This is a genomic window from Paractinoplanes polyasparticus, from assembly GCF_019710575.1.
Classification (GTDB): domain Bacteria; phylum Actinomycetota; class Actinomycetes; order Mycobacteriales; family Micromonosporaceae; genus Actinoplanes; species Actinoplanes polyasparticus.
Map to the genome: position 1 here is coordinate 68476 of NZ_JAHWFK010000061.1, position 23511 is coordinate 91986.

23 protein-coding genes are annotated in these 23511 nt (G+C 70.9%); 7 read left to right on the forward strand and 16 right to left on the reverse strand.

The window, feature by feature from the left end; translation table 11 throughout:
• The first annotated feature begins 19 nt into the window (after positions 1-19).
• Positions 20-3280, forward strand: a complete 3261-nt coding sequence (locus KXC43_RS44965; protein WP_221382417.1) for a GH92 family glycosyl hydrolase — start codon at positions 20-22, stop codon at positions 3278-3280.
• 786 nt (positions 3281-4066) lie between these two features.
• Here the strand turns inward: KXC43_RS44965 and KXC43_RS52030 are convergent.
• The 6 genes from KXC43_RS52030 to KXC43_RS44995 form a co-directional block, all read right to left on the reverse strand.
• Positions 4067-5434 (reverse strand): 4a-hydroxytetrahydrobiopterin dehydratase family protein, encoded by a 1368-nt coding sequence (locus KXC43_RS52030; protein WP_255645910.1) that lies wholly within the window; start codon positions 5432-5434, stop codon positions 4067-4069.
• A gap of 118 nt (positions 5435-5552) precedes the next feature.
• Positions 5553-6185: a response regulator transcription factor gene (locus KXC43_RS44975; protein WP_221382418.1), complete on the reverse strand. Its 633-nt coding sequence runs from the start codon at positions 6183-6185 to the stop codon at positions 5553-5555.
• Positions 6178-8220: an NAD(+) synthase gene (locus tag KXC43_RS44980; RefSeq protein WP_221382419.1), complete on the reverse strand. Its 2043-nt coding sequence runs from the start codon at positions 8218-8220 to the stop codon at positions 6178-6180. Before KXC43_RS44980 ends, KXC43_RS44975 begins: the two co-directional genes overlap by 8 nt.
• 39 nt (positions 8221-8259) lie before the next feature.
• A complete protein-coding gene (locus tag KXC43_RS44985; RefSeq protein ID WP_221382420.1) occupies positions 8260-8769 on the reverse strand; it encodes a DUF4265 domain-containing protein in 510 nt (169 codons plus the stop codon).
• Positions 8770-8773: 4 nt separating this feature from the next.
• A complete protein-coding gene (locus KXC43_RS44990; protein WP_221382449.1) occupies positions 8774-9118 on the reverse strand; it encodes an ankyrin repeat domain-containing protein in 345 nt (114 codons plus the stop codon).
• Between the two features lie 65 nt (positions 9119-9183).
• On the reverse strand, positions 9184-10242 hold the full coding sequence (locus KXC43_RS44995; RefSeq protein ID WP_221382421.1) for a DNA glycosylase AlkZ-like family protein: 1059 nt from the start codon (positions 10240-10242) through the stop codon (positions 9184-9186).
• Positions 10243-10346: 104 nt separating this feature from the next.
• On the opposite strand from KXC43_RS44995, the gene KXC43_RS45000 reads away from it, so the two are divergent.
• Genes KXC43_RS45000 through KXC43_RS45015 form a run of 4 tightly spaced genes read left to right on the forward strand, consistent with a single transcriptional unit; the run spans position 10347 to position 13043 of the window.
• Positions 10347-10682 (forward strand): PadR family transcriptional regulator, encoded by a 336-nt coding sequence (locus tag KXC43_RS45000; RefSeq protein ID WP_221382422.1) that lies wholly within the window; start codon positions 10347-10349, stop codon positions 10680-10682.
• On the forward strand, positions 10679-11704 hold the full coding sequence (locus KXC43_RS45005; RefSeq protein WP_221382423.1) for a hypothetical protein: 1026 nt from the start codon (positions 10679-10681) through the stop codon (positions 11702-11704). The genes KXC43_RS45000 and KXC43_RS45005 overlap by 4 nt, the downstream gene beginning before the upstream one ends.
• A 60-nt stretch (positions 11705-11764) precedes the next feature.
• Complete coding sequence (locus KXC43_RS45010; protein WP_221382424.1) at positions 11765-12178, forward strand: pyridoxamine 5'-phosphate oxidase family protein; 414 nt, start codon at positions 11765-11767, stop codon at positions 12176-12178.
• A 1-nt stretch (position 12179) separates the two neighbouring features.
• Complete coding sequence (locus KXC43_RS45015) at positions 12180-13043, forward strand: GNAT family N-acetyltransferase (RefSeq protein WP_221382425.1); 864 nt, start codon at positions 12180-12182, stop codon at positions 13041-13043.
• On the opposite strand, the gene KXC43_RS45020 is transcribed toward KXC43_RS45015, so the two are convergent.
• From KXC43_RS45020 to KXC43_RS45030, 3 genes are read right to left on the reverse strand one after another with little or no spacing between them, the layout of a single operon-like run.
• On the reverse strand, positions 13030-13554 hold the full coding sequence (locus KXC43_RS45020) for a P-loop NTPase family protein (protein ID WP_221382426.1): 525 nt from the start codon (positions 13552-13554) through the stop codon (positions 13030-13032). The two genes, KXC43_RS45015 and KXC43_RS45020, sit on opposite strands and share 14 nt — an antisense overlap.
• A gap of 10 nt (positions 13555-13564) precedes the next feature.
• Entirely contained in the window at positions 13565-14212 is a 648-nt protein-coding gene (locus KXC43_RS45025; protein WP_221382427.1) for a response regulator, read from the reverse strand.
• Positions 14209-15342 carry a sensor histidine kinase gene (locus KXC43_RS45030; protein ID WP_221382428.1) on the reverse strand — a complete coding sequence of 378 codons (1134 nt, stop codon included), beginning with the start codon at positions 15340-15342 and terminating at the stop codon, positions 14209-14211. The genes KXC43_RS45025 and KXC43_RS45030 overlap by 4 nt, the downstream gene beginning before the upstream one ends.
• A gap of 119 nt (positions 15343-15461) precedes the next feature.
• Between KXC43_RS45030 and KXC43_RS45035 the strand changes: the two genes are divergently transcribed.
• Positions 15462-16268, forward strand: coding sequence for an alpha/beta fold hydrolase (locus KXC43_RS45035; RefSeq protein WP_221382429.1), 807 nt, complete (start codon positions 15462-15464; stop codon positions 16266-16268).
• On the opposite strand, the gene KXC43_RS45040 is transcribed toward KXC43_RS45035, so the two are convergent.
• Complete coding sequence (locus KXC43_RS45040) at positions 16235-16582, reverse strand: nucleotidyltransferase domain-containing protein (protein ID WP_221382430.1); 348 nt, start codon at positions 16580-16582, stop codon at positions 16235-16237. The two genes, KXC43_RS45035 and KXC43_RS45040, sit on opposite strands and share 34 nt — an antisense overlap.
• A gap of 121 nt (positions 16583-16703) precedes the next feature.
• Between KXC43_RS45040 and KXC43_RS45045 the strand changes: the two genes are divergently transcribed.
• Positions 16704-16946, forward strand: a complete 243-nt coding sequence (locus KXC43_RS45045; protein ID WP_255645929.1) for a hypothetical protein — start codon at positions 16704-16706, stop codon at positions 16944-16946.
• A 59-nt stretch (positions 16947-17005) separates the two neighbouring features.
• Here KXC43_RS45045 and KXC43_RS45050 read toward each other — a convergent pair whose 3' ends face one another.
• The 6 genes from KXC43_RS45050 to KXC43_RS45075 form a co-directional block, all read right to left on the reverse strand.
• Positions 17006-17971 carry a DNA polymerase domain-containing protein gene (locus KXC43_RS45050; protein WP_221382432.1) on the reverse strand — a complete coding sequence of 322 codons (966 nt, stop codon included), beginning with the start codon at positions 17969-17971 and terminating at the stop codon, positions 17006-17008.
• Between the two features lie 18 nt (positions 17972-17989).
• The gene (locus KXC43_RS45055) at positions 17990-18343 is read right to left on the reverse strand and encodes a hypothetical protein (protein ID WP_221382433.1); all 354 of its coding nucleotides are present in this window, start codon (positions 18341-18343) and stop codon (positions 17990-17992) included.
• Between the two features lie 278 nt (positions 18344-18621).
• A complete protein-coding gene (locus KXC43_RS45060) occupies positions 18622-19512 on the reverse strand; it encodes a carbohydrate ABC transporter permease (protein ID WP_221382434.1) in 891 nt (296 codons plus the stop codon).
• Positions 19509-20336, reverse strand: coding sequence for a carbohydrate ABC transporter permease (locus tag KXC43_RS45065; RefSeq protein WP_308129549.1), 828 nt, complete (start codon positions 20334-20336; stop codon positions 19509-19511). The genes KXC43_RS45060 and KXC43_RS45065 overlap by 4 nt, the downstream gene beginning before the upstream one ends.
• Positions 20337-20469: 133 nt before the next feature.
• Positions 20470-21780: an ABC transporter substrate-binding protein gene (locus tag KXC43_RS45070; RefSeq protein ID WP_221382436.1), complete on the reverse strand. Its 1311-nt coding sequence runs from the start codon at positions 21778-21780 to the stop codon at positions 20470-20472.
• Positions 21781-22032: 252 nt separating this feature from the next.
• The gene (locus tag KXC43_RS45075; protein WP_221382437.1) at positions 22033-23049 is read right to left on the reverse strand and encodes a LacI family DNA-binding transcriptional regulator; all 1017 of its coding nucleotides are present in this window, start codon (positions 23047-23049) and stop codon (positions 22033-22035) included.
• Positions 23050-23511: the final 462 nt, after the last annotated feature.

The window sequence follows — 23511 nt, forward strand, 5'->3', positions numbered from 1 at the left end:
TGTCACGGGAGGTTCATCCATGCACTTGCTGCTCAGCGCCGTTCTCGTCGCCGGTCTGGCCGCCACGCCCGCCACCGCTTCCACCGTTGCGCCCGCCGCCGCTTCCACCGTTGCGCCCGCCGCCGCTTCGGCGGCCGCCGCCGAGGCGCCGGTGGATCTCGTCCGCAACTTCGTCGGCACCCAGAACTTCGGCAACACCTTCCCCGGGGCCGCCGCGCCCTTCGGCATGGTGCAGGTCAGCCCCGACACCGGCGGTCAGGGCGGGTACGACTACAAGCAGTCGACCATCTACGGCTTCAGCCAGACGCACCTGTCCGGCGTGGGCTGCGGTGTCGCCGGCGAGCTGCCGATCATGCCGACCACCGGCGCGATCACCAGCGTCGACCCGAACGCCTACCGGTCGGCGTACAGCCACGACGACGAGCAGGCGTCGCCCGGCTATTACCGGGTGGGGCTCCCGACGTACGGCGTGCGGGCCGAACTCACCGCGACCGAGCGCACGGGCTGGCAGCGCCACACGTTCCCGGCCACCCGGGCGGCCAACATCCTGTTCAACACGGGCAAGGCCAACCAGTCCGTGTTCGACTCCGAGATCCACGTGGTGGGGGACCGGACTATCGAGGGACGGGTCGAGGCCGGCAACTTCTGCGCCGGCAAGGACGACCACACCGTCTGGTTCACGGCCTCGTTCGACCGGCCGTTCGCCGCGTTCGGCACCTGGCGGGGCTCGACCCGCTCCGACGGCAGCCGGGACGCGGCCGGATCGGGCTCGAACGGCGCGTACGTCACGTTCGACGCCTCGGCCGACCGGGACGTCGTGCTGAAGGTTGGACTGTCGTACACGGGACTGCCGGGCGCACGGGCCAACCTCGCCGCCGAGACCAGCGGCTACGACTTCGACGCGACCCGGGCGGCGTTGCGCGCCAAGTGGGTGGCGGCGCTCGACAAGGTCAAGATCGGCGGCGGTACGCAGGAGAGGCAGGTGGCGTTCTACACGGCGCTCTACCATTCGCTGCTGCACCCCAACCTGGCCGGGGACGTCGACGGCTCGTACGTCGGCTTCGACCGCACCGTGCACAAGGCGGTGGGCTACACGCCGTACCAGAATTTCTCGCTCTGGGACACCTACCGCCCGCAGAACCAGTTGCTCGAACTGCTCACCCCGGACGTCGCCCGCGACGTGGCGCTCAGCGTGCTGGCGATCGGCCGCGACGGCGGCTGGCTGCCCCGCTGGGCGCTCGTCAACAGCGAAACCAACATCATGACCGGCGACCCGGTGACGCCGTTCCTCGTCGAGGCCTGGTCCAAGGGGCTGCTGGCCGGGCATGAGGCTGAGGCCTACACGCTCCTGCGAGCCAACGCGTTGAGCGAGCCGCCGGCCGGGTCGCCCTACAACGGGCGTACGGGGATCCGGTACTACAGCGACCGCGGCTACATCCCGTCCGGGTTGCGGCTCGGTTCGGACTGCGTGCACAAGGGCGGCGACAACGACTGCGTGCACCCGGCGTCGGCCACGCTCGAATACGCGGCGGCGGACGCGTCGCTGGCACTGATGGCGGCCGGGCTCGGCCGGACCGCCGACGCGCAACTCTTCGCCGGTCGCGGCCAGTGGTACCGCAACCTCTGGGACTCCTCGATCAAGCAGTTCCGGCCGCGCACGGTCGAAGGCACGTGGCTCACCCCGTACGACCCGGTCGCGGCGTCCCAGCAGTTCCACGAGGGCGGCGCCTACCAGTACCAATGGCTGGTGCCGCAGGACCCGGCCGGGCTGGTGCGACTGATGGGCGGCCGCGGGGGCGCCGAGCGCCGCCTGGACGACTTCTTCGCGTACGCGAAACTGCTGAACGACCCGGCCGGAACCGCGCGCTCCGAGTGGATCGCCAGCCCCTACGACTACTACGCCAAGGCTACCTACAACCCGAACAACGAGCCCGACCTGCTCGCGCCGTACATGTACCACTGGGCCGGCGCCCCCGCCAAGACGGCCACGGTCGTCCGGGCCGCGATGACGCTGTTCACCACCGGTCCCGACGGCATGACCGGCAACGACGACCTGGGCACGATGAGCGCCTGGTACGTCTTCTCGTCGCTGGGCCTCTACCCCACGATGAGCGGGGCGAACTTCCTGGCCGTCTCGAGCCCGCAGTTCCCCTCGGCCACGCTGGCCCTGAAGGGCGGCCCGCTGACGATCACCGCCCCCGGCGCCTCCGACCAGAACCGCTACATCCAACGGGCCCAGGTCAACGGCGCGGAACTGACCAGGAACTGGGTGCCGTGGTCAGCGATCGGCGCGGGCGGCACGATCACCCACACGCTGGGCTCGACCCCGTCGTCATGGGGAACGTCCGCCGACGCCGAGCCGCCGTCGGTCAACCAGGCCGCCCCCGACAACCGCACTCGGCTCGACGCCACCCTCCGCCCGCCGACCGCGGCCCTGCCTCCCGGCGGCTCCGCCACCCTGACGGTCGACCTGGTGGGCCAGGCGCCGACGTCGCTGACACCGAGGGTGTCGGCCGCTGCCCCCGCCGGTTGGACGGCGACGGTCCGCCAGCCCGGCACGCTGACGTCACAAAACATGCCGGTCTCCGGCACCGCGACGGTCACGGTGACCGCCCCCGCGAGCGCCGCCGCAGGCACGTACCCCCTCGCGGTCACGGTGACCGGGGCCGGTGCCACCCTGCAGAAGTCGGCCGGCCTGGTTGTGACGACGCCCGTCGGCTGCGCCGCATCGTCAGCAGCCGGCCAGTGCGCGGTCACCCTGGCGTCCTCCCGCTCCCGCGACGGCACGGCAACGGTAGCCGCCCCCGCCCAGGGCAACTTCGACGGCAGCGGCTGGAGCTACGACGCCACCCTGCTGCCCCCGGCTGGTCCCGTCACGTGGTCCGGCGTGACCTACGACGCCCCCGACCCCACCGGCACGGCACCCAATTTCGTGCCCGCAACCGGGCAGACCCTGTTGCTGCCGCCCGCCACCCGAACCGCCGCCAACCTGGTGCTCACCAGCCACAACGGTCCCGTGGGAACCTCCGTCACCGTCGGCTACACGGACGGCACGTACGCGTCGACGCCATTGACCGTCGCCGACTGGTGCGGCACGGCGGCCCCGGGCACCACGGCCGTCCTTTCGATGCCCCACCGCATCAAGGCCGGTCAAGGGGTCGACGGCCCGCCGGTGGCCCTTTTCGGGGCCCGGATTCCGCTGAGCGCCGGTAAGCAGATTCGCTCGATCACTCTCCCCGCCGACCCCCGGGTCCACGTCTATGCCGTGACTTTGACCTAGAGCGTGATTCTGGTCGCCGGCGGCGTCGCGTGGCCGCCGGGCGCGCTTGCGCAGTCTTGGGTGCGGCGGGCTTGGTCCGCGGCGCGATCTGACCTGTCGATGGCGTCAGGTCTTGGGCCGCTGCGTGATCGGTCCGGGCTCGGGCGGTCCCGCGCAGCTGTGGAGGAGCGTGTGGCGTCAGAACTGTGGGCGGGTGCGCCACGTACCGTGCGGGCCGGAGTGCCGCGTGAGCTGAAGTGCTCGCTGGGCAGGAGTGCCGCGTCGGTTGGGGCGCAGCTTGAGTCTGGACGCAGCTGGGGGCTGTCGGCGCACTTGGGTTGAGGCCGCCTCCGCGTCCAGTGTGGAGGATTTACTCGGCTCGGCTCGGCTCGGCTCGGCTCGGCTCGGCTCGGCTTAGCAGCACCGTTTTGCGGGCGCCGGCGGGTTGCTGTTCCTGATCGCCGACATCGCGTTCTTCTCGGCGCGGGGCGGGGCGGGGGCGGCGGGGGCGTGGCGTGGCGGGGGGCGTGGCGGGGGGCGTGGCGGGGCGTGGCGTGGCGGGGCGGCACGGGGCGTGGCGGCGCGTGGCGTGGCGGCACGGGCGTGGCGGCGCGGGGTGGGGCGTGGCGGCGCGTGGCGTGGCGGCACGGGCGTGGCGGCGCGGGGTGGGGCGTGGCGGCGCGTGGCGGGGCGGGGCGGGGCGTGGGGCGGCGTCGTGTGGTCTATTTGGGAAGCGCAGCGGGCGCGGGCGCGCGCTCCGCGGCGTGAGGGTGAGGCGGCATCGCACGTGGCGGGCTCGGAATGTGGTTACACGTCGCGGCCCTGCCAAGTCGTCACGCAGGCCTCGTTGCCTTCGGGGTCGGCCAGCACCCAGAACGACGGGGCTCGGACGTCGGACAGCACCCGGCCACCCGCGGCGAGAGCGGCTTCGATGCGGTGCGGGGCCTCGTCGTGCGGCACCGAGATGTCGAAGTGCAGGCGGTTGCGCTGAGGGCGAGCGTGATCCATCTGCTGGAACCAGAGGGCCGGGCCCTGGCCGAGAGGGTCGACCAGCGGGCCGTCGGCGTCGGCGCCCGGCTCGTCGGCATAGCCCAGCACTGCCTGCCAGAAGGGGCGGACCGACGCGATGTCGAGCACGTCGACGGCGATCTCGAGCTGCTGAACGGACCTCCGGCCGGCGGCCGGCTCGGTCTTCAGCCCGGCCGCCGTGATCGCCCGGGCCAGCTCGGTGTCTCGCCCGGTCACCGCTCCGATCGCGAGCGTCTGCACCGTGAGCACGACCCGGTCAGCCCGGACATCGGCCCGCAGATGCCCATCGGCGTGTGCGCCACAGGCCGCCACCGCCCGGGAGGCGACCTCGACGGACTCAGCCAGCGAGCTCACCGTTACCGAGCTGCACAAAGCCCCTAGCACCAGCCGCCACCCATGGTCACCCACCGCATCCGACGCCGCCTGGCGGCTGAGCATTTCTTCCATGCCGCGCATCCTCGCAGGCCCGTACGACAGTTTCCGCCGTCCGCCGGCGGCTGTCCGGCCGGTGGACGGGCGGGTGAAGGCAGCCAGGAGGAATGCGAAGAAGATCAGGAGGTTGACGATCCAGCGCGGGTCGTCGAGGTGGAGGCCGGCCTCGAACTGGGCTCGTTCGGCGGCGGTCAACGGGGTGACGGAGCGCTCGGCCGTGTCGAAGTCGAGGCGATCGGCGGCGAAGGTGGCGTAGGTCCAGATGCGGAGGACGAAATAGAGGGCGGCGCCCAGCACGAGGAACAGTCGGCGGCGGCCGGAGTGCCAGCCGAGGATCAGCAGGGCGGGGATGATGATCAGCTCGGTCGGAACGTTCGCGGCGATCGCTATGGGGATGCTGGGAAGGAACAGCCCGACCATTGTCTCGCCGGTGATCGAGGAGCTGTCGAGGGCGACGTTCCAGAGCAGAATGCCGATGGCGCCGCCGAAGCCGAACAGCGCCATCGCGGTGACTCCCAGGCCGATGAGGGTGTCCTCGACCCGTGCGCTCACGACCGGTCGGCGGCTGACGGCTCGTGCGGCGAAGCTGATGAGCACCGCCCAGACCGTGCCGGCGAGCAGCGCCAGGGGCACGGGCAGGAACTCGGCCAGGGAGAGCCCCTGGACCACGATGACGAACACCGCCGCGAGGGCGTAGGGGATATGGCGTCTCATGGCGGCCGACCCTAGGAACCGGGCAGCTTGCGGGGCATCTGCCGATGGGCCTAGGCCGGGGTTTAAAGACGTCGATGCTGACTTGTCCAGGCCGGTCGGCGCGGCCGCAGCCGGCCGGTCAGCGCTCGGGCCGGCCGGTAGGCCCCGCGTCAGAGGCGCCGGGCGGTGCTGTCGCGGGTCGGCCGGCTGTGGGTGGTGGTTCCAGGAGGCCGGCCTGGCGGGCGTTGGCGACTGCCTGGAGGCGGCTGGTCGCCCCGAGCTTCCGGAAGATGTGGCTCAGGTGGGCCTTCACCGTGCCCGGAGCCACGAAGAGGATGCCCGCTATCTCGCGGTTGGAGCGGCCGGCGGCCAGTTGACGCAGCACGTCCATCTCGCGCGGGCTGAGCGGCTCGCAGACGGCGAGCGAGGAAAGCCCGGGCGAGGAGGGGGTGGGCGAGGAAAGCCCGGGCGAGGAGGGGGTGGGCGAGGAGGCCGTGCGGGAGGAGGTCGCGCGCGAGAAGGGCGGTGCGGGCGGAGGCGGCGTGGAGGACACCGGCGGGAGTGCCGCCGGGACGACGGTCGGGGCGGGCAGGCTCCGGACGGCCAGCACGGCGATCAGCAGGACCACGGTGCCGAAGATCGGCAGCACCCACCACCTCGGGTCGCCTCGCTCCACCATGGCGAACGACCAGCCGACGACCACCATCGCCCAGGTGAAGCAGCCGGTCAGGACGACGGCGGTCCGAAGAGCGCGGCGGGACCGGTCAGACATCGGTGGCCTTGTCCCAGCGTTCCAGGTCGCGCAGCCACGCGTTCGCGTTGCCGTCGGACGGGGCGCGCCAATCCCCCCGCGGGGAGAGGGAACCGCCCGCTGCGACCTTGGGGCCGTTGGGCATGGCGGAGCGCTTGAACTGGGCGAAGGCGAAGAAGCGACGGCAGAACTGCTCGAGCCAGTGGCGGATCTCGGGCAGGTCGTAGGACACCCGCTTCGGTGCGGGGAAGTTGGGTGGCCAGGCGCCCGCGTTGGCGTCGTGCCAGGCGTGCCAGGCCAGGAAGCCGATTTTGGAGGGGCGCATGCCGTAGCGGAGGATGTGGAAGAGCGCGAAGTCGTGCAGGGCGTACGGGCCGATCGTGCTTTCCGTTGATTGCAGTTCGGCTCCGGGCACCAGCTCGGGGCTGATCTCGGTGTCGAGCACCGACGTGAGCACCTCGCCTACCTCGGGGTCGAAGATCTTTTCGCTGACCACCCAGCGGATCAGGTGTTGCATCAGCGTTTTCGGCACGCCGCCGTTGACGTTGTAGTGGCTCATCTGGTCGCCTACGCCGTAGGTGCACCAGCCCAGCGCCAGCTCGGACAGGTCGCCGGTGCCCAGCACGATGCCGCCGCGCTGGTTGGCCAGGCGGAACAGATAGTCGGTGCGCAGCCCGGCCTGCACGTTCTCGAACGTGACGTCGTAGACGGGCTCGCCCGACGCGAAGGGGTGCCCCATCTCGGTGAGCATCAGCTTCGCCGTCGACGTGATGTCCAGTTCGGCCGCCGTCACTCCGAGGGCCTGCATCAGTCGGAGCGCATTGTTCTTCGTACCGGCGCTGGTGGCGAAGCCCGGCATGGTGAAACCCAGGATGTCGCTGCGCGGGCGCCCGGCCCGGTCCATCGCCCGCGCCGCCACGATGAGCGCGTGCGTCGAGTCGAGACCGCCGGAGACGCCGATGACCACCTTGGGGTTGCCGATCGCCGCGAGCCGCTGCTGCAGGCCGGCGACCTGGATGTTGTACGCCTCGTAGCAGTCCAGCGCGAGCCGTTGCACGTCCGCGGGCACGAACGGGAAGCGCTCGACGCGACGCCGCAGGCCGAGGTCGGCTGTCGGCGGGTCGAGCTCGAACCGTACGGGCCGGAATTCAGAAGTCCGGCCGGCGTGGGTGCGCCGGTTGTCGTCGAAGCTGCCCATCCGCAGCCTCTCCTGGCGGAGCAGGTCGAGGTCGATGTCGGCCACCGAGGCCAGGTCGCCGAGGGGGAACCTTTCCGATTCGGTTAGCAGCACGCCGTTCTCGAAGATCATCGTCTGCCCGTCCCAGGACAGGTCGGTGCTCGACTCGCCCAGGCCGGCGGCGGCGTAGACGTACGCGGCCAGGCAGCGCGACGACGCCGACTTGCACAGCAGCTTGCGGTCCTCGGCCCGGCCGACGGTGATCGGGCTGCCCGAGAGGTTGAGCAGCACGGTCGCCCCGGCCAGCGCGGCCTCGGCGCTCGGCGGGATCGGAACCCACATGTCCTCGCAGATCTCGACGTGCACCACGAGGCCGGGCACGTCCGCGGCCTCGAACAGCAGATCCGTGCCGAAGGGAATCTGCTGCCCGTCGAGGGTGAAGCTGCCGCCGCGCTCGTCGTCGCCCGCCGCGATCTGCCGCTTCTCGTAGAACTCGCGGTAGTTGGGCAGGTACGACTTCGGGGCGATGCCGAGGATCCGGCCGCGGTGCACGACGACCGCGCAGTTGTAGACCCGGTTGCGGTGCTGCAGCGGCGCCCCGACGACGAGCACCGGCAGCAGCTCGGCCGACCCGGCGACGACCGTGCGCAGCCCGGCCAGCACGTCGTCGAGCAGCGCGTCCTGCATGAGCAGGTCTTCGATCGAATAGCCGCTGAGCCCCAGCTCGGGGAAGAGCGCGACGGCCACGCCCTGTTCCGAGCATTCGCGGGCCGTACGCAGGATCGCCTCGGCGTTGGCGGCGGGGTCGGCGATGGCGGCGTGGTTGGTGCACGCGGCGACCCGCGCGAACCCGTGCTGGTAGATAGACCGGAAGTTCACCGCCCCATTCTCCGGCACGGGCCGCGCAAAATCCTCCGGTCAGAGCAGGGGCGAGTCGACCTTGTCCCAGCGCAGCAGCGACCGGTATTCGAGGCGGCCCGCCCGCTCGCCCTGTCGCAGCAGCTCGTGGACTTCGCGGGCCTGCTCCTCGCCGGCGGCGACGGCCAGCCGCCCGGGCCCTATCTCTTCCGTCACAACGCCGGGCAGCTCCGGCGCCGGGCCGTCGTGCCGCACCGCGAACGTGACCCGGCCCGAGGGGCGGATCACCTCGCCGGCGTAGCCGCGGGCGTCGACGCGCACGACGTCGCCCAGGGCCAGGCGCATCTGCAGGAACGGCACGCAGCAGATCTCGGCGGTCCGCGCGTCGAGGCGGCGCACGGCCAGTTCCTCGTCGCGCGGCGGCTCACCCGTCCCGGGCACCAGAATCAGCGTCAGCACGGTGCCGTTCGCCCGCTGCTGCAGCGTCACCAGCCCGGCCACGCCCGCGGCGAGCAGCACGAGCCCCGCTCCCAGGCGAACCAGGGGCCATGACGGTCGCCACCGAGCCATCCCGTCAGCTTCGCAGCAACGCGGCCATTTCCGGAAGCTTGAAGAACTCGGCTGTGGCGACCGCGGACGGAGTGCCCGCGTCGGGATCGGCGCCGGCGGCGAGCAGGGTCGTCACCGTCTCGGCGCTCTGCCGGAAGACCGCGGCCGACAGGGCGGTCTGGCCCCGGTCGTTGACCCGGTTGGGGTCGGCGCCCCGCTCCAGCAGGGCGGCCACCGTGCCGGGATGCTCGTGGTAGGCGGCGAGGATCAGCAGGGTGTCGCCCTTGTCGTTGGTGAGGTTGGGCGGCAGGCCCGCCGTCACGTTGGCCGCGAGCTCCTCGGTGGCGCCGGCGCGGGCCAGGTCGAACATCCGATGGGCGTACGCGATCGTCTCTTCATCCAGCTCAGCCACAGCCGCACTTTATCGGCCGCGTCTCAGGCGGGCAGGTCGAGACCGACGCGCAGCCAGCGGGCCAGGTCCTGGATCTCGTGGCGGACGTCGGCCTCGACGGCGGGCGGCGCCGGCTGGTCGAAGTGGATCGCGTCGACCCGCAGGACGCCCTGCTTGCGGTCGGTGGTGGCGTCGAGCTTGCCGATCAGGCGGTCGCCGCTGAGGATGGGCAGGGCGTAGTAGCCCCAGCGGCGCTGGGCGGCCGGCTTGTACATCTCGAGGTTGTAGTCGTACTCGAAGAGGTCGGCCATCCGCTTGCGGTCGAAGATCAACCGATCGAGCGGGGACAACAACGCCGTACGCCCCTCGAACCCGCCGGAGAGAAAGGCCGGGTCGACCTTCCAGCGGCCGCGCACGCCCTCGATCACGGCCGGCTCACCGGCCTCGCTCTTCCGGACGATTCCCAGCGACCGCAGCAGCCGCTCGGCCCGGATCGTGGCCGCCTCGGGGCCGGGCACCATCTCGTCGGGGTAGACGCGGCGGGCCAGGTCGAACAGCCGCTCCCGGCCGTCGCGGTCGGCCACCGCGACCTCGCCCCGCACGATCAGGCATTCGAGCATCATGCTGACGTTGCGGTTGTTGTTCCAGCCCGACGAGCCCCACGGCACCTGCGCCGTGTCCGGGATCGAGGTCTGCGGCACCGGGCCGTCGACGTCCAGGATCTCGAGGATGTCGAGCCGGAACCTGTCGTTCGCGTCGACCCAGTGCTGCGCGCCGGGGTGGCCGAACTGCGAGTCGGGCGCCGCGTGGGCGGCCATGTCGGCGCGGAAGAGCGGGATGTCCTCCATCGGGCGGATCATGCCCCGCAACTCGACGTACGTACGGTCGGCGAGCCCCTCGGCCAGCTCCGACATCCGGTAGCCCGAGCCGAGCCGGCTCCACGCCACGAGGTCGGCGCTGGGGGCGACCGCGGCGGTCTGGTCGTACTGCAGGAACGTCAGTCGGCTGACCACGTCGTACAGGTCGGCCGGACGGTGGGCGTCGAGCAGTTGGGCACGCACCGCGATGCGGCGCGCCTCCCGACGACTCAGCTCGACGACCACCCACCAGACCCTAGATGAACTACGGCCGGCCCGGCCCCGCCAGGTCGCGCAGCACCTCCAACGCTCGCTTGACGGTATATATCGTCGCCCGTACTGTCATCGCCATGCAGGAACCCACCTTTCTGATCCTCGCCGCGCTGGCCGAGCAGCCGTTGCACGGCTACGGGGTCATCCAGGCGGTCGCCGCGCTGTCCGGCGGCGACGTGAAACTGCGGGCCGGCACGCTCTACGGCGCGCTCGACCGGCTCGACGAGCGGGGCCTCATCGAGGTCGACCGCGAAGAGGCTGTCGACGGCCGGCTGCGGCGCTACTACCGGCTCACCGACAGTGGCGCGGGGGCGCTGTCGGCCGAGATCGGGCGGCTGCGCCGCAACGCCACCGCGGCCGAGCAGCAGTTGCGCCGCCGCCCGCAGGTGTCGTTCGGCGGGGGTGCCGCGTGACGCTCGAGCGCCGCTACCACCGGCTGCTGCTGGCCTACCCCCGTCCCTACCGGCGTGGCCACGGCGCCGAGATCGTCACCACGCTGCTCGAGATGGCGCCCCCGGGCCAGACCCGGCCCAGCGCGTCCGACGTCTGGCACCTGTTCCGCAGCGGCCTGCGGCAGCGTTTCCGGCTGCCGTCCGGTCGCCCGCTCGTGTGGGTCGCCGCCGTGCTGATCACCGTGGTCACGGGGGCCTTCGGTGCCGCCGCGGGTTCCTGGGTGGCCGAGCAGACGTTCACCGACCTGCCGGGCGACGCCGCGATCGAGGCCCTGACCCGGCAGGCGGCGGGCGGCGGCAACGAGTTCGGCATGGACCGCTCGGCCTCGCCGTGGTGGACCACCCTGGCCACCGGCGGGGTCGACGCGCCGAGCTACACGCCCGAGGCCGCCCAGGCCCGGTTGACGGCCGACGGCTGGTCGGTGACCGCGATCCGGACCGTGCCCGGGTCGTCGTTCACCACCGACCCGGCAACCGGGGCCACGATCGAGGTGCCCGCGCCGGGCAGTGTCTTCGAGGCCACTCGCGACGGGCTCACCATGCAGGTCAGCGGCTACATCACACCCGAGCACGGCACCATCAGCGCCGAGTTCTGGCCGGCCGACACCGGTGCGATGCGACCGCTGATGCTCGCCGGGGCCGTGCTGGGCCTGATCGCCGGATGGCTGCTGACGGCGTCCGGGGCCTACCGGATGCGCGCGTTGCCGCCCGGCCGCCGCCGGTCCGCGGCCGTCCTGACCGGGATGGCGCTGGTCACCCTGGCCCTGCCCGCGCTGGCGCTGTGGGTGAACGTGGGGCGCGTGCTCAGGCCCACCGATCCGCCTGCGTGGACCGTTCACAGCGCGTTCAACCCCGGCCCGTACTGGTCCTACGGTCCGGCGTGGATGGTGCTCGTGCTCGCGGTGATCGGTCTGATCCTGGCCGTCGACGCCTGGGTGCTGCTGCTCCTGCGGCGCCCCACGCCGACCCCGGTGACGGCTTAGCGGCCGGTCCGGCCGATCGGCGCCCCGCGTGATCGGCCGGACCGGCCTAAAGTTGCCGGCATGTTCCGTAACGAGGATCTTGCGCTGCTTCACCGGCCGCTGTACGCCTACCTCACCGTCGCGCCGCGCGGTGAACGATGGCCGTCGCCGCGGCCGGTGTGGTTCGAGGTGACCGCCGACGGCGACCTGCAGATGTTCTCGGTGCCGGGCGCACCGAAGCTCGACCGCCTGCGCGAGCAGCCCCGCGCCTCGGTCGTCGTGGCCGCCCCGACCGGCGAGCCCGAGTACTGGGTGGCGGTCGAGGGCACGGTCACCCTGCACGACGACGGCGGTCCGGAGCTCGCGGCCCGCCTGGCCGACCGCTACTGGGGCACGCTCGACGAGCAGCAGCGCCGGCTGCTCGACGAGTGGCGCGAGACCGGCCTGGTCCGGATCGTGCTGCGTCCTTCGTCGGTCAACCGGTACGCCGGCTGACATGACCGTGACCGTCACGCCCCTGGTCGACCCGGTTCAGTCCGCGTCCGGCCGCCGGTTGGCCTGGTTGGCCGGCGGCCAGGACGGGCGGCCGCTGGGCACCGCCTTCCTGTGGGTGCCCGCGGCCGAGGCGGTGGCCGAGCTCGAACTCACCGTCCACCCGGCCGAACGTCGCGCCGGTGTGGGAAAGCGGCTACTGGGGGCCGCCACCGCTGCTGCGGCCGAGCAGGGAATGGCGAGCCTGCGTACCGAAGCGGTCGCCCGGGACTCGGCGGGCGAGCAGTTCTGCCGCGCGAACGGCTTCCGTACGGTTCTGGCCCTGACTTACACGCGGCGGCCTATGGAGAACGGCCCGGCCGCCGCCGTCCCCGCGCCCGGCTACCGCCTGATCCACTGGGACGGCATGGTTCCGGACGAGCTGGCCGAAACGTACGCTCGTTCCAAGCGGGCCATGGACGACATGCCCATGGGTGAGGCCGCCACGGCGCCGGAACCGTGGACCGTCGAACGCCTGCACTTCGTCGCGGGCGTGGTCGCCCGCCGCGGCGACATCCTGTGCACCACCGCCGCCGTGGCCGCCGACGGCGAGATCGCCGGCTTCACCGAACTGGTCGTGCCGGGCGACGGCGCCGGCGACGCCCAGCACTACGGCACCGGCGTGCTGCCCGGACACCGCGGCCACGGGCTGGCCCGCTGGATGAAGGCCGAGCAGATCAACCGGACCCGCGACCGGTTCCCGCACCTGGCCGGGCTGCTCGCCGACACCGCCGACGACAACGACGCGATGCGCCGGGTCAACGACCTTCTCGGCTACCGGCCGACCCACCGCAGCGCGCTCTACCAGCTCGATGTCATTCGGCCCTGAGTCCGTCCACCCAGCGTTCCAGCTCGGCCGGGGAGCGCAGCAGCACCGTCTCGGGAAAGTCGGGGCTGTCGTGCCAGAGCCGCATGCGGGCCTGCTTGCGGCGAAACGATCCGATGTGGAAATAGAGCAACGACTCACGGTCGAGGAAGGCCAGTCGCCACGTCTCGTAATTGCCGTTGCAGATCGGTGTGCGGTGCACGATGTTGCTGATCGAGCGGCGCAGCAAGCGGCCCCACGAGATCCGGCGCGGCATGTCCAGGCCCACGATGAGGTCGGCCCGCTCCAGCACCAGGTCGATCCAGATGGCGTAGCCGGCGTCGATCACCCAGGCGTCGCCGGCCAGCAGCTCGCGGATCAGCTCGCGCTGCTCCGGCTCGGGCAGCGGCACCCAACCCGGTCGCCAGGTCAGATCATCAATGGAGTGGTACGGAATTCCGAGGCGCTCACCGAGCCGGGCCGCCAGTGTCGACTTGCCGGAACCGGCCACCCCGTAGACCACGATCCGCTTCATGGGGTCAGTATCACTGGCCGGCCAAGCCGTCCTCGAAGGCGATTATCACCAGCTGGACCCGGTCCCGTACGCCCAGCTTGGCGATCGCCCGGGTGATGTGCGTCTTGGCCGTCAACGGGCTGATCACCAGCTCACGGGCGATGTCGTCGTTGGACAGGCCGGTCGCGACGAGCCGCACCACCTCGCGTTCCCGCTCGGTCAGCACGCTCAGCCGGTTGCCGTTCGGCGCGGCCGCCGGGCGGTGTGCGAATTGGCCCACCACCCGCCGGGTGACGCTGGGGGAGAGCAGCGCGTCCCCCGCGGCGACGACCCGGACCGCCTGGCGCAGGCCGTCCGGGCTGACCTCTTTGGTGAGGAAGCCGCTGGCCCCGGCCGCCAGCGCCGCGAACACGTACTCGTCGGTCTCGAACGTGGTCAAAATGATCACGCGGGTGTCCGGGGCGAAGGCCAGGATCTCGCGGGTGGCCGAGATGCCGTCCCGGCCGGGCATCCGGATGTCCATGAGGATCACGTCGGGCCGCAGGCTGCGGGCGGTGCGCACGGCCTCGTCGCCGGTGGACGCCTCGCCGACGACCTGGATCTGTTTGTCCCGGCGGAGCAGGCTGCGGAAGCCGGCCCGTACGAGATGCTGGTCGTCGGCGAGAAGTACGTTGATCATCCTTGCTCCCGCGTGCCGTCGGCTGGGTAGGGGATCGTGGCCCGTACGCCGAAACCGCTTCGGCCCGCGCCCGCCGTGAGCGCGCCGCCCAGCGCGGCCACTCGCTCCCGCATGCCCGCGATGCCGTTGCCGTCGACCACGGGATCGGGCGCCTCGCCGTTATCCTGCACGTCCACCACCACACTGGCCGGCGCGTAGCGCAACGTGACCGACACCCGGCTCGCTCCCGCATGGCGGACGGTGTTGGTCAGCGATTCCTGCACCACCCGGTAGATCGCGGTGGCCACCGCCGCCGGCACGTGCGAGCGCTCGCCGAACTCGTTCACCGACACCGTCAGCCCGGCCGCCCGCACCTGCTCGGCCAGCCGCTCCAGCCCGTCGAGTCCGTCGGCAGGCTCGGCGATCGCCGGGGCGCCACCCTCACGCAGCACGTCGACCAGCGACTTCAGGTCGGACATGGCCTGCCCGCGTACGTCCTGGGCCAGGCGCAGCGACGAGCGGGCCTCCTCGGGGTCGGTGTCGAAGGCGTCGAGCGCGACGTTGAGGTGCACACCCACCACGGCCAGCGTGTGCGAGACGACGTCATGCAGGTCGCGGGCGATCCCGACGCGCTCCTCGGCCCGGCGCCGCCGCGACTCCAGTTCGCTCTCGTGCTGGTCCTGGGCCAGGCGCAGGGACATCTCGTGCTGCCAGCGGCGGGTGCTGAGGTAGGCCGTGGTGGCGGCGAGCACGGCGGCCAGCCACAGCGCGTCCCCGCCGACGTGCGCGAGCGTCCAGTCGGCGGAGTGCTGCTCCTGCATGACGAAGGCGTCCCAGCCGGCGCCGTAGAGCAACGCCACCCCACCGGCGACAGCCGCGAACCGCAGGCGCCCGGCGAGCACGACAGCCACGAACGCCGCTGTGGCGGGCCACACCCAGCCGGATCCGACCAGGTCCGAGCCCCGCAGCGCGGCCACCAGCGAGAGCGAGAAGACCAATACCGTACGGGGATACCGCGGCGCCAGGAACGCGGCGGCGGCCAGCCAGAAGGCCAGCGTGAGAGTCATGACGGTCTGCCGGTTGCCGCCGGTGACGGCAAGGCCCGCGGGTACGCCGACCAGGGTGACGGCTGGTGCGAGAAATCTGTTCATGGCCGGGACGCTAGGGCCGGCCAGGGGTGCCGCACGTCGTCCCGCCGCGGACACTTCCATCGACGCCTCCCGACTACCACCTGCACCATTTGGAGTATCCCGCCCGCTACGGTGGCCCGGTGCCCCTACCCGCCACCTCGAGCTTCGTGACCGCCGACGGCCGGACCCTGCAGTACTGCCTCTACGGCCCCGAGGACGGCCTGCCGGTGATCGCGCACAGTGGCACGCCGAGCAGCCGCTGGAAGCGCCCGTCCCAGCTCGAGACGATGGAGCGCAGCAAGCTGCGGCTGCTCTACTACGACCGCCCCGGCTACGGCGGCTCGACCCGCCAACCCGGCCGCACGGTTGCGGACGCGGTGGCCGACACCGAGGCGCTGGCCGACGCCCAGGGCTGGTCGCGCTTCGCCGTCCTCGGCGGCTCGGGCGGCGGACCGCACGCCTTGGCCTGCGCCGCGCTGCTGCCCGAACGGATCCTGCGCTGCGCGGTCCTCTCCGGCATCAAGCCGGCCCTGAAGCCGCACGTGGAGGAGTCGTCCCTGCGGCCCAGCCTGTCCGATAACGCAGCCGGCGTGATGGCCGCGGTCGCCGCCGGCGGCCCCGAGGCGCCCTTCGAGCCCGGCCCACCGGCTCGCGACAATCCCGACGCCCTGGCCCGGCTCCGTGCCACGTTCACCGACAGCCTGGACGGCTGGGTCGACGACACCCTGGCCTTCGCCCGCCCGTGGGGCTTCGACGTCGAAAGCATCAAGGTCCCGGCCGCGGTGTGGCGCGGCGCCGACGACCAGGCTGTCCCGGCCGACCACGCCGAGTGGCTGCTGTCGCACATCCCCGGCGCCGAGGGTCACGTCTACCCCGGCGGCCACCTGCCCGGCCCCGGCACCTGGACCGAGATCTACGACTGGCTGGCCGGCCCGCTCAGCCGCTGATCGAGTTCCTGGAAGAGAGCCTCGGGCAGCGCGAACCCGTGCCGTGCGGCCAGTTGCTGCCAGGCGTCCCGGCCCACACCCCACGCCGCGGCCCCGAACTCGTTGACGACGACGTGCCGGAGCTCGCCCACCTCGGCGAGCCAGGCCCGTGCGTCCGGAGTGGCCGCTGGGCCGAAGAACAACCAGAACTCGACGTCGCTGTGCGCGTCGGCCTCGCCACTCACGAAAGATCCGTAGGTGAGCGCCGCCACCAGCCGCGGATCGTCCCGGCAGAGCCGCGCGACCCGCTCCAGAAGACGTTGCTGGACAAGCACCCGATCACCGTATCCGGGCCTTCGTGCACACTGACGGTTTGCCGTTCGACCGAAGGGCTGAGCCGTGCCCGACCGACCAGAGATTGTCTGCATCTGCGGCTCCATGCGGTTCGTGGAACAGATGCGTGCGGCGAGTCTCGAACTGACCTTCGCCGGTGTCATCGTCGTCGCGCCGGACGAAGCAGGCGAGCTGATCACCGACGAGCAGAAGGCGGTGCTGGACGCCCTCCACCTGCGCAAGATCGACCTGGCTGACCGGGTTCTGGTCGTCAACCCCGGCGGGTACATCGGCGAGTCCACGCGCAGGGAGATCGCCTATGCCCGGGCCGGCGGCAAGCCGGTCTCGTTCACGGATCCCGTCTGATCCAACGGGTCCAGACCTTCAGCAGCACGGCCGGAGCCGGCGGGATCGGCGGTTTCCGGTCAGTCGGCCTCACGCCGGGCCTTGGCGCGGCGTTTGCCCTCGTGCATGGCCTGGACGCGGGCGACCGGGATGGTCCGGCCCTCGTCGATCAGGCCCTGGTCGAGCTTCTGCGGGTCCGGCATCGCCGACGCCCACGGGTCGCCGCCGCCGAGCAGGCCGGGAGCGGTGTGGACGGTGAAGTCGGCCGGAGTGACGTTGTCCAGTTCGTCCCACGGCACCGGGAACGAGACCGGGACGCCGGGGCGTGCGCGCGGGCTGAACGCGGCCGCCACGGTTGCCCCGCCCGAGCGGGTCGCGTCGAGGAACACCTTGCCGTGCCGGTCGTCGCGGATGAAGGCCGTGGTCGCCAGCGCAGGGTCGAGGCGTTCGGCCCGGGCGGCCACCGCTCGGGTCGCGGCGGCGACCTGTTCCGCGTCGGCCTGGCCGTCGAGCGGGACGAAGACGTGCACCCCCTTGGACCCGCTGGTCTTGACCGCGCCGGACATGCCGGCGCCGGCGAGTGCCTCCCGCACCAGGCGCGCGGCCCGCACGGCCAGGGTGAAGTGCGACGAACCCTCGGGCGGGTCCAGATCCATGATCAGGTGGGTCGGCTGGGTGGAGCCGGCGAGCATCAGGGCGGGGTGGTATTCGATCGCGCGCTGGTTGCCGAACCACAGCAGCGTGCGGCGGTCGTTGCACAGGCCGTACGTGACCTCGCGGTGCGACGCCTCGGCCCACACCTTGGTGCGCGGCACCCAGTCGGGCGTGTACTTGGGCAGGTTCTTCTGCATGAACCTGTCCTGCCCGCGCAGCAGGCGGATCACCGACAGCGGCCGGTCGTGCAGCACCGGCAGCATGCAGTCGCGCACCGCGTCGAGATAGTCGATCAGGTCGCGCTTGGTGGCCCCCGCATCCTCGAACAGTTCCTGGTCGAGGTTCGTCAGCGCGACCCCGTCCCGCTCCTCACCGGTGCTCTTGCCCGCCATCCGCCCATCGTGCCGTAACTACCGCAGCTGGGCGACCCAGATGGCGGGCAGGACCATCAGGAGCGTCAGGATCACGTACGCGCTACCGAGGCCGAACCGGCGGCCGTGCGTGGCGATCACGGCCGCGAGGAAGGGCAGGGTCACGGTCAGCAGGGCGGCGATCGAGATGATCTCGGGCTCGCGGTCGCGCCCGGTCACGCCGTACCCGATGAGAATCGGCACGATGACCGCCCAGCCCACGGTCAGGGCGGTGACGACGCGGCGCACCCGGACGCGGCGCGCGATCTCGGCGGGGTCTTTCTGGCAGGCGTACGCCATCCGCTCGGCGAAGCCCTGAGCGGTGCGCGGCAGACGGACGTCCTCGGTGGTCACAGGCCAGAGCGTACGGCCGATCTTGCTCCGCCGTCTCCTGCGCCACGGGTGATTTGACCGAATCGTCATCCAAGACTCGCCGCTGCCCCTGGCGCCCTGGTTGGGGCGTGTTGTTGCTGTCCCCGGCACGCCGGTCGGGTGTGTTGTTGCTGCCCCGGGCGCGCTGGTCGGGTGTGTTGTTGCTGCCCCGGGCGCGCTGGTCGGGTGTGTTGTTGCTGCCCCCGGCACGCCGGTCGGGTGTGCCGGGGGCCCGGGCCGGCTCATGACCGGGCCGGCGTCTAGCTCTTGACGGAGCCCGCCATCAGGCCGCCGATGAACCAGCGGCCGAGCAGGACGTACACGAGCAGGGTGGGTAGCGACGTGATCAGCGCGCCGGCCATCGAGGCCGCGTAGTCGGGCGACTGGGCTCCGGCCAGAGCGTTCAGGGCGATCGTGATCGGACCGTTGCGGGTGTTCGACAGGAAGATGGCGAACAGGTAGTCGTTCCAGGCCGACGTGAACTGCCAGATGACCGTGACCACGAACCCGGGCATCGAGATCGGCAGGATGATCCGGCCGAACGTGCGCAGCAGACCCGCGCCGTCGACCCGGGCCGCCTCGATGAGTTCCTCGGGGACCGTGGTCGCGTAGTAGTTCCGGAAGATCAGCGTGCAGATCGGGATGCCGTAGACGCAGTGCACGAAGACGAGCGTCGTGATGCCGGGCGGGATGCCGAGCGTGGTGACGATCTCGCGCAGCGGGATCATGACGGCCTGGTACGGGATGAACATGCCGAACAGGATCAGCGTGAACACGACGTCGGCCCCGGGGAAGCGCCAGCGCGACAGCACGAAACCGTTGGCCGCGCCGATCAGCGACGAGATGATCGCGACCGGGACGGCCAGCTCGAAGGTGCGGATGAAGGACGGGCGCAGGACGTTCCACGCCTTCTCCCAGGACGCCAGGGTCCACGTCTCGGGCAGGCTCCACTGGCTGGTCACGCCGATGTCGGCGCCCGACTTGAAGCTGGTCACGATCAGCACGTACATCGGCATCAGCACGATGATCAGGAAGAACAGGGCCAGCAGGTACTTGATGATCGACCCCGGGCCGGTCTTCGGGCGCGGCTTGCGCCTCGGCTCGAGCGTCTCGACGGGAGGCGGCGGCGCTGCGATCGACGTCGTCGTCATGCGTTCTTCTCCGCCCGGTTGGTGTAGATCAGATACGGCACGATGACGACCGCGACGAGCAGCAGCAGAATGATCGAGATGGCCGCGGCCTTGGCGTAGTCGCTGGTCAGCAGCGTCTGCCAGACGTAGATGGCGGGCACCTCGGTCAGCCACTGGGGGCCCGAGACGCTCATGATCAGGTCGAACATCTTCATCGACATGTGGCCGAGGATGATCAGCGCGGACAGCGCCACCGGCGTCAGCTGCGGGAAGATGACGTTGCGGTACAGGCGGTAGGTGCTCGCGCCGTCCATGGCCGCGGCCTCGCGCAACTCGGCCGGGATGCCCCGGAAGCCGGCCAGGAACAGCGCCATCACATAGCCGGCCAGCTGCCACATCGCCGGGATGGCCATCGAGGCCATGCCCCAGTTGGGATTGGTCCACCAGGTGCTCTGCAGAGAATCGAGACCCAGGCCACCGAGTACGGCGTTCAGGCCGCCCGCGTTCTCGCCCTTGTTCGGGTTCATCAGCCAGCGCCACACCACACCCGACGCGACGAACGACACCGCCATGGGGAAGAGGTAGACCGTACGGAAAAAGCCCTCCCCCTTGATTCCCCGCTCCAGGATGAAGGCCCAGAGCAGGCCGAAGAACATGGCGCCGACCAGGAAAACGACCGTGAAGATGGCCAGGTTCTTGAGCGAGTGGGTGAACCGGTCGTTGATGTCCTCGGTGAACAGTTTCGTGTAGTTCTCGAGGCCGACGAAGCCCTTGGATCCGAGGGCGTTGTGCTCGTCGGAGACGGAGACTTTTGTCGTCCAGGCGATCAGGCCGTAGACGAAAATGGCGAGCAGGATCAGCGAGGGGGAGAGCAGTAGCAGGCCCGGTCCCCAGTGCCGGAGTTTGCGCATCCGGGCTCCCTTCCACAACATGCGGAAAATGGGGGCGGCTCACGGCCGCCCCCATCTACTCAGGTGCTTACTTCTTGACGAACTGCGACGCGGCTGTGGCCAGGGCCTTCTGCAGCGCGGGGACATCCTGCTTGGTCGAGAAGGCGCCGAGGGCCGAGTTGGCCGCACCCTGCCAGCCCTGCGAGCAGGCCGAGCCGTGGGCGCACGACGGCACCTGCTTGGCCGACTTCCAGTCGGCCATGGCGGCCTGCTGGTACTTCGGGTAGTCGGCGGGCGCGGCGTCCGTACGGGCGGGGATCGAGCCCTTCGTAGTGTTGAACGCCTTCTGGCCGGCGGCCGAGCCGACGGTCTTCAGCCAGCACTTCGTACCCTCGGGGTTGTTGGCCCCCTTGGGCAGCACGAATGAGTCGGCCAGCCACTGGAAGGTGTCGCCGTTGCCCGGGAAGGTGAACCAGGCGTAGTCGGTGAACTTCTTGGCGTCCAGGTCGGCCGCCTCCCAGTCGCCCATCAGCTGGTAGCCGGCCTTGCCGTCCATGACCAGCTTCTCGGCGTCGGTCCAGTCCAGGGCGTCGCGGTCGGTGTTGGTGTAGGTCAGCAGCGTCTTGAAGTCGTTGATGGCCTTGGTGACCAGCGGGTCGTTCCAGTCGGTGGCGCCGTTCCACAGGCCGGTGAACTTCTCCGGGCCGAGGTCGGTGATCAGCACCGACTCGAACAGCATCAGCTGCGTCCAGTCCTTGCCGATCGCCAGCGGCGCCTTGATGCCCTTGGCCTTGACCTTCTCGAGGTCGGCGATGAAGCCGGCCAGATCGGTCGGGTCCTTGGTGATGCCGGCGTCGGCCAGGACCTTCTTGTTGGTCCAGACCACGTTCGCGCGGTGGATGTTGGCCGGGACCGAGTAGATCTTGCCCTCGACGGTCAGGTTGTCGATCAGACCCTGCGGGAACGCCTGCTTGAGGCCCCACGCGTCGTAGTCGGCGCTGATGTCCTCGACCTGTCCGGCCAGGATGTAGTCGCTCAGCTCGGCGCCCGCGTGAGCCTGGAACGTGTCCGGCGGGGTGCCCTGCTGCAGGCGCGACGCGAGCACGGACTTCGCGTTGGCGCCGGCGCCACCGGCGACCGCGCCGTTCTCGAAGGTCTGCCCGGCGCAGTCCGTGCCGAACTGCTTGACCAGGCCGTCGAGGCCGGCCTTCTCGCCGCCGTCGGCCCACCAGGTGAAGACTTCCACCTTTGTCGAGCCGGACCCGCCGCCATTGTCGTCACTGGACCCACAGGCCCCGGCGGTCAGGAGCGCGACGACACCGACAGCCGCCACAGCAGCCCGTCGAGTAATCCTCGTCCGACCGCCCCGCCCGCCGCCCTTAACCGGACTGAAGATCATCCGAATATCTCCCATCGAAATATTGACATCGTTGTCAAGCGATGGGGAGTACCGTGCCGCCTGAACCGCACAAGTGTCAACGCCTGTTTCCGTGTCGTTACGTGCGACCTTTGTCGTTATCTGAGCGAAGCGGGGATGAGCTGCGAGGACGCGTCTGAGGCGGCTTGATTCGGCGGTTCTCGAAGTGCGTACCCGGACATTTCGGACACGCTCCGGCACGCGTTCGTTGCCGATCGTGTTCGATCGTGGGAGTTACTGCGGAGGGCGCTCGCCGGAGCCGCGGGCAATGATAGATGTAGAAATGACGATGGTCCGGGCGGGGCCGGAATGCCCGCTGATGCGTTCGTAGGCCAGCCTGGCGGCCTCGCGCCCGAGGGCTGTCATGTCGTGCGCGACCACGGTCGTGCCCAGCACATCGGCCAGGTCGAAGTCGTCGAAGCCGACCAGCGCCGGCGGTTTTGCCAGCCCGCGCATCCCGCGCAGGGCCCCCGTGGTGAGCCGGTTGTTGGTCGTGAAGATCGCCGTCGGGGCCGGGTCGAGCGCGAGCAACTCGCGCACGGTGCGCTCGGCGTGCCGTACGTCGTGCACGTCGGTCCGGATGTAGGGCTCCCACGCGTCGTTGCCGGCAGCCTGCATCGCCCCCACGAAGCCGTCGATCCGGCCCTGCTGCGGCGCCATCCGAACCAGATCGGCCACCAGCGCGATCCGCCGATGCCCCGCGGCCAGCAGGTGCTCGCCGGCCGACCGGGCCCCACCCATGTTGTCGATCAGGACAGCGTCGGCGGCCAGCCCGTCCGGCGGCCGGTCCACAAAGACGAAGGGCACGCCATGGTTGCCCTCGACGGCCAGGTACCCGTGATCGTCGGCGCTGGGAATCACCAGCAGGGCGCGCACACGCCGCTCGAGGAAGGCGTCGACCAGGCTGCGTTCCAGCACGGCGTCCTCGTCGTTGTTGGCCGTGATCAGCAGAAGCCCGTGCTGTCGCAGCTCGCGCTCGATACCGGAGGCCACGGCCGAATAGAACGGATTGGTCAGGTCCCCGCTGACCAGCCCGACCAGAGCCGACGTGGCCCCCCGCCGCAACTCACGAGCGATCCCGTTGAGCCGATACCCCAGCAGGTCGGCCGCGTCACGCACCCGCCGCCCGGTGGACGGCGCCACGTTGGGTTCCTGGTTGAGCGCCCGGGAGGCCGTCTTGAGGCTGACACCGGCCAGCGCGGCCACCTGAGTCAACGTCGGCCGGCGAACGGTCACATCGTCGGCGGGCATAGCGCTCCGAGCACTCACAGTGGCGGGACAGCCAAGTATGACATCGGCTGTGACATGGCCAAACCCCAGCACATGCCCTAGTAGAGCTACCACACCGATCAACCCACCCGAATATCCTCGCGGCCGCCTTCCGGTCGCAGCCGGCCCGGCCGCGCGGTGGCGGATGTAGGACGGGTTCGGCCCCGTGATGGCGGTGGCGGGCTCGGGTGAGTTGCGTAGGGGCGGCGCGTTTGCGCGGCGGCGGTTCGGGTGGGTTGCGCGGCGGTGGGTGTGGGCGCGGGTCGGCTGTGTCGCGTCGGTGCGCGGTGGCGGGTGGGCGGTTTTGGCTGGTTGCCGTGGCGGTGGGTGTGGGGCCGGGTTGGCTGTGCCGTGTCGGTGTGGGTTGGGTGAGTTCCCCCCGCTTTCGTGGAGCTTCTCAAACATGATCGACTGATCATGGGGAGGAAGCATTTGTGGCTGCAC

Excerpts from the sequence above, each read along its gene's own strand:
- KXC43_RS44965 (WP_221382417.1), top strand. The coding sequence starts at position 20 with ATGCACTTGCTGCTCAGCGCCGTTCTCGTCGCCGGTCTGGCCGCCACG.
- KXC43_RS52030 (WP_255645910.1), bottom strand. The coding sequence starts at position 5,434 with ATGAGACGCCATATCCCCTACGCCCTCGCGGCGGTGTTCGTCATCGTG.
- KXC43_RS44975 (WP_221382418.1), bottom strand. The coding sequence starts at position 6,185 with ATGTCTGACCGGTCCCGCCGCGCTCTTCGGACCGCCGTCGTCCTGACC.
- KXC43_RS44985 (WP_221382420.1), bottom strand. The coding sequence starts at position 8,769 with ATGGCTCGGTGGCGACCGTCATGGCCCCTGGTTCGCCTGGGAGCGGGG.
- KXC43_RS44990 (WP_221382449.1), bottom strand. The coding sequence starts at position 9,118 with ATGTTCGACCTGGCCCGCGCCGGCGCCACCGAGGAGCTCGCGGCCAAC.
- KXC43_RS45000 (WP_221382422.1), top strand. The coding sequence starts at position 10,347 with ATGCAGGAACCCACCTTTCTGATCCTCGCCGCGCTGGCCGAGCAGCCG.
- KXC43_RS45010 (WP_221382424.1), top strand. The coding sequence starts at position 11,765 with ATGTTCCGTAACGAGGATCTTGCGCTGCTTCACCGGCCGCTGTACGCC.
- KXC43_RS45015 (WP_221382425.1), top strand. The coding sequence starts at position 12,180 with ATGACCGTGACCGTCACGCCCCTGGTCGACCCGGTTCAGTCCGCGTCC.
- KXC43_RS45020 (WP_221382426.1), bottom strand. The coding sequence starts at position 13,554 with ATGAAGCGGATCGTGGTCTACGGGGTGGCCGGTTCCGGCAAGTCGACA.
- KXC43_RS45025 (WP_221382427.1), bottom strand. The coding sequence starts at position 14,212 with ATGATCAACGTACTTCTCGCCGACGACCAGCATCTCGTACGGGCCGGC.
- KXC43_RS45030 (WP_221382428.1), bottom strand. The coding sequence starts at position 15,342 with ATGAACAGATTTCTCGCACCAGCCGTCACCCTGGTCGGCGTACCCGCG.
- KXC43_RS45045 (WP_255645929.1), top strand. The coding sequence starts at position 16,704 with ATGCGTGCGGCGAGTCTCGAACTGACCTTCGCCGGTGTCATCGTCGTC.
- KXC43_RS45050 (WP_221382432.1), bottom strand. The coding sequence starts at position 17,971 with ATGGCGGGCAAGAGCACCGGTGAGGAGCGGGACGGGGTCGCGCTGACG.
- KXC43_RS45060 (WP_221382434.1), bottom strand. The coding sequence starts at position 19,512 with ATGACGACGACGTCGATCGCAGCGCCGCCGCCTCCCGTCGAGACGCTC.
- KXC43_RS45070 (WP_221382436.1), bottom strand. The coding sequence starts at position 21,780 with ATGATCTTCAGTCCGGTTAAGGGCGGCGGGCGGGGCGGTCGGACGAGG.
- KXC43_RS45075 (WP_221382437.1), bottom strand. The coding sequence starts at position 23,049 with ATGCCCGCCGACGATGTGACCGTTCGCCGGCCGACGTTGACTCAGGTG.